General features: G+C 70.6%; 10 protein-coding genes and 1 tRNA gene. 4 read left to right on the top strand and 7 right to left on the bottom strand.

The annotated features are described in order from the left end of the window. Positions 1 to 61 precede the first annotated feature (61 nt). Entirely contained in the window at positions 62 to 997 is a 936-nt protein-coding gene (locus ACIBK8_RS04185) for a helix-turn-helix domain-containing protein (protein WP_399039972.1), read from the bottom strand. Positions 998 to 1114: 117 nt separating this feature from the next. On the opposite strand from ACIBK8_RS04185, the gene ACIBK8_RS04190 reads away from it, so the two are divergent. Beyond that, entirely contained in the window at positions 1115 to 1765 is a 651-nt protein-coding gene (locus tag ACIBK8_RS04190; RefSeq protein ID WP_399039973.1) for an NAD(P)-dependent oxidoreductase, read from the top strand. A 76-nt stretch (positions 1766 to 1841) separates the two neighbouring features. Here the strand turns inward: ACIBK8_RS04190 and ACIBK8_RS04195 are convergent. The 3 genes from ACIBK8_RS04195 to ACIBK8_RS04205 form a co-directional block, all read right to left on the bottom strand. Then, positions 1842 to 1917, bottom strand: a tRNA-His gene (locus ACIBK8_RS04195). Positions 1918 to 2026: 109 nt separating this feature from the next. Continuing rightward, positions 2027 to 2644 (bottom strand): oligoribonuclease, encoded by a 618-nt coding sequence (orn, locus tag ACIBK8_RS04200; RefSeq protein WP_393685461.1) that lies wholly within the window; start codon positions 2642 to 2644, stop codon positions 2027 to 2029. Between the two features lie 5 nt (positions 2645 to 2649). Then, the gene (locus ACIBK8_RS04205) at positions 2650 to 3747 is read right to left on the bottom strand and encodes a helix-turn-helix domain-containing protein (RefSeq protein WP_399039974.1); all 1098 of its coding nucleotides are present in this window, start codon (positions 3745 to 3747) and stop codon (positions 2650 to 2652) included. A gap of 1086 nt (positions 3748 to 4833) precedes the next feature. Between ACIBK8_RS04205 and ACIBK8_RS04210 the strand changes: the two genes are divergently transcribed. Continuing rightward, positions 4834 to 5355, top strand: a complete 522-nt coding sequence (locus ACIBK8_RS04210) for a universal stress protein (RefSeq protein WP_393685457.1) — start codon at positions 4834 to 4836, stop codon at positions 5353 to 5355. Between the two features lie 414 nt (positions 5356 to 5769). Here the strand turns inward: ACIBK8_RS04210 and glmS are convergent, their stop codons facing one another. Beyond that, positions 5770 to 7599, bottom strand: a complete 1830-nt coding sequence (gene glmS / locus ACIBK8_RS04215) for a glutamine--fructose-6-phosphate transaminase (isomerizing) (RefSeq protein WP_399039975.1) — start codon at positions 7597 to 7599, stop codon at positions 5770 to 5772. A 205-nt stretch (positions 7600 to 7804) separates the two neighbouring features. Then, positions 7805 to 8104, bottom strand: coding sequence for a hypothetical protein (locus ACIBK8_RS04220; RefSeq protein WP_393685453.1), 300 nt, complete (start codon positions 8102 to 8104; stop codon positions 7805 to 7807). Positions 8105 to 8295: 191 nt separating this feature from the next. On the opposite strand from ACIBK8_RS04220, the gene ACIBK8_RS04225 reads away from it, so the two are divergent. Both ACIBK8_RS04225 and ACIBK8_RS04230 read left to right on the top strand, forming a co-directional pair. Continuing rightward, positions 8296 to 9891 (top strand): beta-N-acetylhexosaminidase, encoded by a 1596-nt coding sequence (locus ACIBK8_RS04225; RefSeq protein ID WP_399039976.1) that lies wholly within the window; start codon positions 8296 to 8298, stop codon positions 9889 to 9891. Between the two features lie 246 nt (positions 9892 to 10137). After that, a complete protein-coding gene (locus tag ACIBK8_RS04230) occupies positions 10138 to 10974 on the top strand; it encodes an alpha/beta fold hydrolase (protein ID WP_399039978.1) in 837 nt (278 codons plus the stop codon). A 64-nt stretch (positions 10975 to 11038) separates the two neighbouring features. Here ACIBK8_RS04230 and ACIBK8_RS04235 read toward each other — a convergent pair whose 3' ends face one another. After that, positions 11039 to 12199 carry an acyl-CoA dehydrogenase family protein gene (locus tag ACIBK8_RS04235; protein ID WP_399039979.1) on the bottom strand — a complete coding sequence of 387 codons (1161 nt, stop codon included), beginning with the start codon at positions 12197 to 12199 and terminating at the stop codon, positions 11039 to 11041. Between the last annotated feature and the right edge of the window lie 5 nt (positions 12200 to 12204).

Consider the following 12204-nt stretch of genomic DNA (forward strand, 5'->3'; position numbering starts at 1 on the left):
ACCCCGGCGCCCCCGCCGCACAGGACGCCCCAACTCCCCCCGGGCGGCGCCGCGTTCCCGCTCAGGGGCGGTCGGCACCCGCGAGCGCCGCGACCCCCGTGCTGCCCCGTACGGCCTCCCGGAAGGCGATCGGGGTGGTGCCCGCGTGCCGCTGGAAGAACTTGGTGAAGTTGGTGGCGTCGGCGAAGCCGAGACGGTCCGCGATCCGGGCCGCCGACCGGTCGCCGTGCGCCAGCAGCCGCTTGGCCTCCAGCACCACCCGACGGTCGATGAACTCCTTCGCCCCGATCCCGGCCGCCGCCTCGGTGGCGCGGGACAGGGTGCGCGGTGCGTACCCCAGCGCCCTGGCGTAGTCGGCGACCCGCCGGCTGCGCGCGAAGTCCCGCTCCACCGCCTCCCGGAACCGCAGGTACGCCTCGCTCGCCTCACAGACCGAACCGTCGGCGGCGTCCGCCGGAACCTCCAGGTGCGCCACCCGCAGCACCAGTACGGCCAGCAGGTGCCGCAGCACGTCGAGATGCGTCTCCAGCGGCAGCCCGCCCAGCACCCCGAACTCCCCGTGCAACTGCCGCAGCGCGTCCTCCGTACGGCGGGCCGCCGCGCCCTCCGGATGCCGCACGGCCGGCCCGTACCAGTCCTCGATCCGGGCCGCGGTCGCCGTCGCCGGATCCAGGAAACCCGACTCGAACAGGACCAGCCGCCCCTCGGCCCCGGTCAGGTCGCCGAAGTGCTGCACCTGCCCGGGCCGGGACCACAGCCAGTCGCCCGCGGTGATGGTGTGCTCCCGGAAGTCGACGGTGTGCGTCAGGCGTCCGCTGTCGACGGTCAGCAGGTGGTGGAAGCCGGGGCGGTGCGGGGTGGCCAGCCCGCAGGCGTCGGCGCGGTCGCGGAGTTCGGCCAGCGTCATCACCTCGACCCCCGCCGGCCGCCCGGCGGGCGCGGCGAACGGGACCTCCCGGATATCGGCATCCGCCCCCGCCTGTCGCATTCTGACCATCACCCGTCCCATGTCTACCCCGAAATGTCCCGCTGGTCCCTCTAGCGTAGAAGACGTCAGCGCGGCTGATGACGGAAAACGGAAGTCCTCACCGGACCCAGCACCCCAGGAGTCACCATGTCCACGATCGCGATCTTCGGCGCCAACGGCACCATCGGCAGCCGCATCCTCCAGGAGGCCCTTGACCGCGGCCACCAGGTCACCGCCGTCGTCCGCGACCCGGCGAAGCTCACCACGAGCCACCCGAACCTCACGGTCACCACCGGCGACATCCTCGACCCGGCATCCGTCGCCGCCGTGGCCAAGGGCAAGGACATCTTGGTCAGCGCGGTCGGCGGCGGTGACGGCCCCGGGCACGTCGCCACCATCGAGCCCGCCGCCAAGTCGCTCGTCGCCGGCCTGCGCACCCTCGGCGACGCGGCCCCGCGGCTGATCACCGTCGGCGGCGCCGGCTCGCTCCGCAAGGCCGACGGCACCCAGGTCTGGGACACCGAAGGACTCCCCGAGTTCCTGCTCCAGATCATGCACGCGCACGGCGACGCGCTGGAGTACTACCGCACCGTCAGCGACATCCGCTGGAGCAACCTCAGCCCGGCCGCCACCATCGAGCCCGGCGAGCGCACCGGCAGCTACCGCACCGCCGTCGACGACCTGCTCACCGCGGCCGACGGCAGCAGCCGGATCTCCGCCGAGGACTACGCGGTCGCCCTCGTCGACGAGATCGAGCGCCCGCAGCACACGGGCGAGCGCTTCACCGTCGCCTACTGAGCGCACCGGGCCACCGGTCCGGACACGACGCCCGACAACACGCAAGGCCCCCGACCGAAGTCGGGGGCCTTGACGTTGGGGTGAGTAACGGGACTTGAACCCGCGACATCCTGGACCACAACCAGGTGCTCTACCAGCTGAGCTATACCCACCATGACCGGTGCTGTGTGGTTCTTTTTCCCCACCGGCTGAGAAAAAGTGTACAGGGTCTGGAGGGGTGCTCGCTCCCGGCTTTCGCCTGGCCGGGAGCGAGCTGCGTCACTACGGTGCGGACGGCGCCTCGGGCGGCAGGACATGCTTGGCCGCGATGGCCTTCGCCGTGTCCGAGTCCGGGCCGGGCTGCGGCACGAAGACCGCCTCCCGGTAGTAGCGCAACTCCGCGATGGATTCACGGATGTCGGCCAGCGCCCGGTGGTTGCCGCTCTTGTCCGGACTGTTGAAGTACGCCCGCGGGAACCAGCGCCTGGCCAGTTCCTTCACCGACGACACATCGACGATCCGGTAGTGCAGATAGTTCTCCAGCGTCGGCATGTCGCGCAGCAGGAAGCCGCGGTCGGTGCTGACGGAGTTGCCGCACAGCGGCGCCTTCCCCGGCTCGGGCACGTGCTGCTTGATGTAGGCCAGCACCTGCGCCTGTGCGTCCTCCAGCGTCGTGCCGCCGTCCAGTTCCTCCAGCAGCCCGGAGGCGGTGTGCATCTGCCGCACCACCTCCGGCATGGTGGTGAGCGCCTCGGCCGGAGGGCGGATCACCACATCCACCCCCTCGCCGAGCACCTTCAGCTCCGAGTCGGTGACCAGCGCGGCCACCTCGATGAGCGCGTCATTCGCCAGCGAGAGTCCGGTCATCTCGCAGTCGATCCACACCATGCGATCGTTCATACGGCTCACCCTACGGGGCGCTCACGCTGGCTGGGCAGCACGGGGCGTCCCGCACCCCGTCCGACCGGAGCCTCCGGGAGACGGGCGGCATAGGCGTCCGCCTGCGGTGCGTGATCGCCGCCCTCCGCGGTCGCCAGCGCCGCCGCCGCGCCGTGACCGTGGCCGGCCACCGCCGCGAACCTGTCGCCGCCCGCGCCCAGCGCCGCCCGCTCGCTCCGCTCCGTACGCAGCGCGCCCTCGGGCGCACCGTTCTGCGGCCGGCGTGCCCGGTACGCGGCGCGGTACGCCGCGGGCGAGGCACCCAGCTGCCGCCGGAAGTGGCCGCGCAGCGCGACCGGTGAACGGAATCCGCAGCGCCCCGCGACCTCGTCGACCGAATAGTCGGAGGTCTCCAGCAGCCGCTGGGCCTGGAGGACCCGCTGCGTGATCAGCCACTGGAGAGGAGCGCTCCCGGTGAGGGAACGGAACCGCCGGTCGAAGGTACGACGGCTCATATAGGCACGGGCCGCCAGCGTCTCCACGTCGAACTGCTCGTGGAGGTGCTCCAGCGCCCAGGCGACGACCTCGGCGAGCGGGTCGGCACCGATCTCTTCAGGTAATGACCTGTCCAGGTAACGCTGGTGACCCAGGTCGGCCGCGGTGCGCCGGGGCGGTACGACCAGCCTGCGGGCCAGTGCGTTCGCCGCGTCCGCGCCGTGGTCGGTGCGCACGATGTGCAGACACAGGTCGATACCGGCCGCCGTCCCCGCGGAGGTGAGCACATCGCCGTCGTCGACGAAGAGTTCACGGGGATCGACATGGACGGACGGATAACGCTTGGCGAGCGTCGGCGCGTACATCCAGTGGGTGGTGGCCGGTCGGCCGTCGAGCAGTCCGGCCGCGGCGAGGACGAATGCCCCCGTGCACAGCCCGACGATCCTGGCCCCTTCTTCGTGCGCGCGACGCAGCGCGTCGAGCGCGGCGGGCGGCGGGGCCTGGGTGATGGAACGCCAGGCCGGTACGACGACCGTCCCGGCTCGTGCGATGGCTTCCAGCCCATAGGGGGCGGAAAGTTCAAGCCCCCCCGGTTGTGCGCAAAGGCGCGTCTTCGCCCGCGCACACAAGCAGTCGGTATCGAGGAACCCCGGCGTCCTGTCGGTCGATACCGAAGACCGAGAGCGGTATGGAGCTCTCGAAAATGGGGCCGCCGCTGAAGAGGAGCACCGCGACTATTTCGCGGCGTCGTCGGGCGGCGAGCTTGCGTGCGGGATCTGGTACGGCAGCGGAGTCCTGGCTCATGGCACTTAAGCCCCCCTCGGTCGTCTCGCCCTCTCGGTACTGCACAGTTCCCCCGCCGTAACTACCAAGATCGAATCTACTGTGTCCCGTGAGGATGGCGTGCCAAGTTCACCACCCGCTGGTATGTCGATATGGCAACTTGGCGCGAAGCATTCGATCACGAAGGGTTCCACTCGTCGGGCCTACAAGGAAAGTACGCGTCTCGGCTCTGCCCGTCCGCAGTAGGGCACAACCATGCCGAGCGGTCCTTTCCTCCCTGCTCACGCCGGGGTTGGAGGGTGGTCGGACCAAGGTGGGGATCCGGGCCGGAAGTTGGCTGAAAACGCTCGGGGCGGAGGTTGGCGGGGCAAGATTCACGCCGCGTACGCCTGTCGAAATGCCGTCCGCCCCCGTGCGCCCCTGCCCCTTTCCGTCCGCTTATGTCCCCGTGTGCGGCAGGCACCCCGAGACCCCTGCGGACCGGGTGCCGTTCGGAGGATGACAAGGAGGTCCCGTGGTCGTGCGAGGTCACCGGATCGGTTGACATCCGGGACCGGCCGGACGCGCGGTGGCCCTCTCCGGCGGGCGGCCATAACCGGGTCGCCGGGTGGTGGCCGGTCATCGACCGGGGGGCGTACGGGGGCAGGCCGGGGCATTGCCATCCGCGCCGCGCTCCGGCATGCTCCGGGGAACGTTCGAGGGGCCGGCCGGCCCGTTGCGAGCGCTCCGCTGCCGCCACGCGCCCTGGGCAGTGGAGGGCTGGCGCCGTACTCTTGAGGTAAAGACTTGGAAAGATGATTCCCGGTCGTATCGTTCCTCATTGAACTAAGCCGCCGGCTCGTCACTCGCGCCAGCTCAGTCAACTGCCGGATCAAGTCAATCGCCGTTTCCCGTTCGCCCCTCCGCAAGAGGACGTCCTCGCCGAGACACCAATGGCCGGTCACGAATTTCCTGAACCCGCGCACCGCAAGCAGGTGGCCGATCCGACGGCCGGCCTGGAAGCGGCGGAAGAGACACGCCACTCCTGCGACCCCGCGTTCCAGCACGGCGTCGTCGTCGGCTTCGACGGATCGATGTCGAGCGAACGGGCATTGGCGTATGCAATCGGTATGGCCAGGCGCCTCGGCTCCGGCCTCATCATCGTCCACGTGGCCAACAGGCTGCCGACGACCGTCTGGGCGGGCTGCGAACCCCCGGTCTTCGTGGACGTCCCCGACCACCGTACGGAAGTGCTGGGCCTGGAGCTGGCCTGCGCCGATCATCTGTCCGACGTGCCCTGGATCCTCGTCGAGCGCGGCGGGGACATCTGCCACGAGCTGGAGGAGGTCGGCCGGGAGTACGAGGCCGACGCGATCGTGGTCGGCTCCACGCACGGCATCGTCGGCCGGATCTTCGGCTCGGTCGCCGGACGCCTGGCCCGGCGTGCGCAGCGCCCGGTCATCGTCATTCCCTGACGGCACCCTGACGCTTCCCTGATGGCCCCCTGACGGCCTTTTGGCCGGCTGTCGCTGTCAGCCCTTCGATTCCTTGTGTCCCGTCACCCGGTACGTGCCCGGATCTTCCCTTCCTGTCCATGGTTGAGGGGGAGTCATGGGGATTGCGGGGAGTCGGTAGATCAACTGCCGTACGGAGGTGGATTGTGCCGTTGTGACGGGTAGATACCGGTCGGGTGAGCGGGCCGCTCCCGGAGGGTCTCCGGGCGGCGCCGAACCCGTAACGGCGTGCTGCCGGCCCGGAGGTGACGGTTGCCGGGTGTGGTGGCATCCGCCGGCGTATGGGCGACGCCGGCAACAGGGGAGGCGGCGGTCTCGCGCGCGGGTGGCACGCGCGAGGCCGCCGCCTCCCGTTCCGTCTCCGGCCGCCGCGTCCTACTCCACCGTGACGGACTTGGCGAGGTTGCGGGGCTTGTCGATGTCCCGTCCCAGCGCCAACGCCGTGTGGTGGGCGAACAGTTGGAGCGGGATGCCCATCAGGATCGGGTCCAGCTCGACCTCGTTCTTCGGCACCACGATCGTGTGGTCGGCCTTCTCCTGCTCCTGGTGCGCGACGGCCAGGATGCGCCCGCTGCGGGCCTTGATCTCCTCCAGCGTCGCGCGGTTCTTCTCCAGCAGGTCGTCGTCCGGCACGATCGCCACCGACGGCACGTCCGGCTCGATCAGCGCCAGCGGCCCGTGCTTCAGCTCGGACGCCGGGTACGCCTCCGCGTGGATGTAGGAGACCTCCTTGAGCTTCAGCGACGCCTCCAGGGCCACCGGGTAGCCGCGCACACGGCCGACGAACATCATGCTCCTGGCCTGCGCGTAGTCCACCGCCAGCTTCTCGATGGCCGGCTCGTCCGCCAGCACATCGGCGATCTGCTGCGGCAGCTTGCGCAGCCCCGCGATGATCCGCTTGCCGTCCGCGACCGACAGGTCACGGATCCGGCCCAGGTGCAGCGCGAGCAGGGCGAAGGCCACCGCGGTGTTGGTGAAGCACTTCGTCGAGACGACGCAGACCTCGGGCCCGGCGTGCACGTAGACCCCGCCGTCGGTCTCCCGCGCGATGGCGCTGCCGACGACGTTGACCACGCCGAGCACCCGGGCGCCCTTGCGCTTCAGCTCCTGCACGGCGGCGAGGGTGTCGTAGGTCTCGCCGGACTGGGAGACCGCGATGTAGAGGGTGTCGGGGTCGACCACCGCGTTGCGGTAGCGGAACTCCGAAGCCGGTTCGGCGTCCGCCGGGATCCGTGCCAGCTCCTCGATCAGCTGCGCCCCGATCAGGCCGGTGTGGTACGCCGAGCCGCAGCCCAGGATCTTGACCCGGCGGACGCCGCGCGCCTCCCGGGCGTCCAGGTTCAGGCCGCCGAGGTGGACGGTGGAGAAGCGGTCGTCGATCCGGCCGCGCAGCACCCGGTCCACCGCCTCGGCCTGCTCGGCGATCTCCTTGTGCATGTAGGTGTCGTGGCCGCCCATGTCGTACGACTCGGCCTCCCACTCCACGGTGGTCGGCGCGGCCGAGGTGCGGGAGCCCTCGGTGGTGTACGTGCGGTAGTCGTCGGCCTTGAGGGTGGCCATCTCGCCGTCGTCGAGGGTGACGACCTGGCGGGTGTGCGAGACCAGCGCGGCGACGTCGGACGACACGAACATCTCGTGCTCGCCGATGCCCAGCACGACCGGGGAGCCGTTGCGAGCCACGACGATGCGGTCGGTGAAGTCGGCGTGCAGGACGGCGATGCCGTAGGTGCCGTCGACGTGCCGCAGCGCCTCGCGGACCTTCTCCTCCAGGGTGTCGGCGGTGGAGCGGCCGATGAGGTGGGCCAGTACCTCGGTGTCGGTCTCGGAGGCGAAGTCCACGCCGTCGGCGGTCAGCCGGGTGCGCAGCTCGGAGGCGTTGTCGATGATGCCGTTGTGGACGACGGCGACCTTGCCCTCGGTGTCGAGGTGCGGGTGGGCGTTCTCGTCCGTGGGTGCGCCGTGGGTGGCCCAGCGGGTGTGGGCGATGCCGGTGGTGCCGGCGAACCGCTTGGGCAGCCGGGCCTCCAGCTCACGGACCCGGCCCTTGGCCTTGGCGGTCTTCAGGCCGCCCGCGGTCTTGCCCGAGCCCTTGGCGTGCAGGGCGATGCCCGCCGAGTCGTAGCCGCGGTACTCCAGGCGCTGCAGCCCTTCGAGGAGCAGCGGAGCGACGTCGCGCTTGCCGATGTATCCGACGATCCCGCACATGGGTGAGCCTCCGAGATGGACGTGCTGACGGGTGGGGCGCAGGCGCCGCGGCGGCGAACCGGCCTCCGGGGCGGGGTGTTGCCGATGCGTGGTGCCTGCGCGGGTGATGACGTGGGTGGTGATGCTGATGGTGATGCTGAGGTTTTCCGGTCCTGCTCAGGCCGCCTTCCGGCGCGGCCGGTGGGGTCCGCGACGGCGTGCGCGCTCAGCCGTAGACCAGCCGGCGCAGCTGGCGTGGCGAGAGATCCGGCGGGCTCACGGCGCGGTGCGGAAGCTCCAGCCGGATCCGTTCAAAGATCGCGTCGTTGCGCAGACCCTGGGACTGCAGCTCGCGGTGGCGCCTGCGGACGAAGCCTTCGGTCGTCTCGTCGAAGTAGGCGAGGACGTCCAGCACCACCCGGGTGGCCTCACCGCGCTGGAGCGGTGTGCTGCGCACCAGGTGGTCCACCAGGTCGTCGTGGGGCGCCGGACGGGGGTCCGTGCGGAGGTCGGGGCGATCGAGCACGCGTCGATACTGCGGGGCAGCGGGGAGTTTCGCAAGAATCCTGCCCGATATCGGGCAGGAACGCGTCCTGGTGTTCGGAAATTGGTCTGCACCTTGACCCGGATCAGGGTGCGCGGTACGCATGGTGACCGTTCGGTCGCTCCATGCCATGCACGACATGCCATGCACGATGCTCGCCGAAGGGATCGTCGATGAGACGACGCAGACTCCTCTGTTCCCTCCTGCTGGTCGCGGCCGCGGGGATGGGAACCGCCGCCGCACCACCCCGGTCCGCCGCGGCGGACGCCGCCACCCCGCTGGACCAAGTGGTGCCCGCACCCGCCTCGGTACGCCCCGGCAAGGGCGCGTACACCGTCAGCGACCGCACCCTGATCCGGGTACCGGGCGCATCAGCCGAGGTGAAGCGGGTCGCCGAGTACCTCGCCGGGCTGCTCCGCCCGGCCACCGGCTTCGCGCTGCCCGTCACCACCAAGGAGGGCAAGGACGGCATCGTCCTCAGGCTCGGCGGCCGGGACGCCAAGGGGCTCGGCTCCGAGGGCTACCGGCTGCGCTCGGCCGGCCGCTCGGTCACCATCAGCGCCACGCGGCCCGCGGGCCTCTTCCACGGCGTCCAGACGCTGCGTCAGCTGCTGCCCGCCGCGGTCGAGCGGAACACCGCGCAGCCGGGGCCCTGGCAGGTCGCCGGCGGCACCATCGCCGACTCGCCGCGCTACGGCTACCGCGCCGCGATGGTCGACGTCTCCCGGCACTTCTTCGGCGTCGACAAGCTCAAGCGCTACATCGACCAGCTCGCCCTCTACAAGATCAACACGCTCCATCTGCATCTCTCCGACGACCAGGGCTGGCGGATCGCCATCGCCTCCCGGCCCGAGCTGGCGTCCCACGGCGGCAGCACCCAAGTCGGCGGCGGGTCCGGCGGCTACTACACCAAGGACGACTACCGCGAGATCATCCGGTACGCCGCGAGCCGCTACCTGACCGTCGTCCCGGAGATCGACATGCCGGGCCACACCAACGCGGCGCTCTCCTCCTACGCCGAGCTGAACTGCGACGGCAAGGCGCCGCCGCTGTACACCGGCACCGACGTCGGCTTCAGTTCGCTGTGCGTGCCGAAGAAGGAGACGTACGACTTCATCGACGACGTCATCCGCGAGGTGGCGGCGATGACGCCGGGCCGCTACCTGCACATCGGCGGCGACGAGGCGCACTCCACCAGCCATGAGGACTACGTGACCTTCATGGACAAGGTGCAGCCGGTGGTCGCCAAGTACGGCAAGACCGCGATCGGCTGGCACCAGCTGACCGGCGCGCACCCGGCCAAGGGCGCCGTCGCGCAGTACTGGGGCTACGACGCGACCGGCGCGGACGAGCGGCAGCAGGTCGTCGACGCGGCCAAGAACGGCACCCGGCTGATCCTCTCCCCGGCCGACCGCTCCTACCTCGACATGAAGTACGACAAGAACTCGCCGCTGGGGCTGGCCTGGGCCGGCTACGTCAGCGTCCAGCGCTCCTACGACTGGGATCCGGGCAGCTATCTGTCCGGTGCGCCCGCGGATTCGGTCATGGGGGTGGAGGCGCCGATCTGGTCGGAGACCCTGTCGACGTCCGCGCACATCGAGTACATGGCGTTCCCCCGGCTGCCCGGTGTCGCCGAGCTGGGCTGGTCACCGGCGGCCGGTCACGACTGGGGCCGGTACAAGGCCAGGCTGGCCGCCCAGGGGCCGCGCTGGGACGCCCTGGGCATCGGCTACTACAGGTCGCCCGAGGTGCCGTGGCCCGCGCGGTAGGGAGCCCCGGTAGGTGAGGTGAGGCACGACGGTGGCGGCGGGCGGCGAGGGCTGCCCGCCGCCACCGGCCGTGGTGCGGGGCGGGCGCGCGGGACGCGGACCGCGACCCGGGCGGCCGTACGGGTGTGACCCAGATGACGCAGGCGTGACTGCGGGTAATCCCTTGACGCCTCTGACGGTCCACGGACAAGATCCGACCACTGGTCGACATTGCCGAACGCTTCGTCAGGAACCCTGGGAACACTCATGCGCCTGCGTCACACCGCCGCCCGGTCACTGCTGACCGCCGTGGCCACCCTCGCCATCGGACTGCTCGGCCTGGCCGCGCCCGCTCCGGCATCGGCCTCCGTACTGGACATCCCGCCCCGGGGCGCCAACGACTGGTCCTGCACACCGGACGCGGCCCATCCGCAGCCGGTCGTCCTCGTCAACGGCACGTTCAAGCTCATGGCGGAGAACTGGTCCGCGCTCGCCCCCAGGCTCCAGCGCGCCGGCTACTGCGTCTTCGCCTTCAACTACGGCCACGCCGAGACCGACCCGGTCCCGCAGGCCGCCGCCGAACTCAAGGACTTCGTCGAGGCGGTACGCGGTGCCACCGGCGCCCGGAAGGTCGACCTCGTCGGGCACAGCCAGGGCGGCATGATGCCGCGCTACTACGTCAAGTTCCTGGGCGGCGACCGGGTCGTGGACGACCTGATCGGCATCGTGCCCTCCAACCACGGCACCACCAACCCGCTTGCCGGGCCGCTCGGGAAGCTGTTCTGCCCGGCCTGCACCGACCAGATGGCCGGATCGAAGCTGCTGAAGAAGCTGAACGCGGGCACCGAGACACCGGCAGGACCCGACTACACCGTCCTGACCACCCGGCACGACGAGATCGTGGTGCCGTACACCAGCGCGCTGCTGAGCGGCCCGGCGAGGTCCGTCACCAACGTCGTCCTCCAGGACCGCTGCCCGCTCGATCCGTTCCTGCACGACCAGGCCACCAAGGACCCGGTCGTGGCGCAGTGGGTGCTGAACGCGCTGGGGCGCACCGGGCCCGCCGACCCGGACTTCCGGCCGCGCTGCCTGGGCGCCGCGTAACGCAGCCCGGGGCGGTGGATCCGTCCGCCGCCCCGGAACCCGTCACGCGGCCGGGCGGCGACGCTCAGTCCGTGACACCCAACTCCCGTGCGATCAGCATCCGCTGGACCTCGCTGGTGCCCTCGCCGATCTCCAGGATCTTGGAGTCGCGCCACATCCGGGCCACCGGGTACTCGTTCATGAAGCCGTAGCCGCCGTGGATCTGGGTGGCCTCACGGGCGTTGGTGACGGCGATCTCGGACGAGTAGAGCTTGGCGATCGCCGCCTCCTTCTTGAACGGCTCGCCGTGCACCAGCCGGGAGGCGGCGTCGCGCCAGGCGAGGCGGGAGGTGTGGGCCCGCAGCTCCATGTCGGCGAGCTTGAACTGGATCGCCTGGTTGGCGCCGATCGGCCGGCCGAAGGCGTGCCGCTCGCGCGCGTACTTCACCGACTCGTCGACGCAGCCCTGCGCGAGGCCGGTGGCCAGCGCGGCGATGGCGATCCGGCCCTCGTCGAGGATGCGCAGGAACTGGGCGTAGCCGCGGCCTTCCTCGCCGAGCAGGTTCGCGGCCGGTACGCGGACGTCGGAGAAGGACAGTTCGCGGGTGTCCGACGCGTTCCAGCCGACCTTGGAGTACGGGGCGGCGACCGTGAAGCCGGGGGTTCCGGACGGCACGATGATCGCCGAGATCAGCGGGCGGCCGTCCTCCTTGCGGCCGGTGACCGCGGTGACCGTGACCAGGCCGGTGATGTCCGTACCGGAGTTGGTGATGAAGCACTTGCTGCCGTTGATCACCCACTCGTCGCCGTCCCGTACCGCGGTGGTGCGGGTGCCGCCGGCGTCCGAGCCGCCGTCCGGTTCGGTGAGGCCGAACGCGCCGAGGATCTCGCCCGTGCACATCCGGGGCAGCCACTCGCGCTTCTGCTCATCCGTGCCGAAGTGGTAGAGCGGCATGGCGCCGAGCGAGACACCGGCCTCCAGGGTGATCGCCACCGAGGAGTCGACCCTGGCCAGCTCCTCCAGGGCGATGCCGAGCGCCAGATAGTCGCCGCCCATCCCGCCGTACTCCTCGGCGAACGGCAGGCCGAACAGGCCCATCCGGCCCATCTCGTGGACGATCTCGTAGGGGAAGGCGTGCTGCTCGTAGAACTCGCCGATCTTGGGAGCGACGACGTCGTGTGCGAACGCCTCGACCGTACGCCGGAGTTCTTCCAGCTCGGAGGGGAGACGGTGGTCCAGGGACATGGAAG

It is taken from the genome of Streptomyces sp. NPDC050161 (genome assembly GCF_044460025.1).
Taxonomy (GTDB): domain Bacteria; phylum Actinomycetota; class Actinomycetes; order Streptomycetales; family Streptomycetaceae; genus Streptomyces.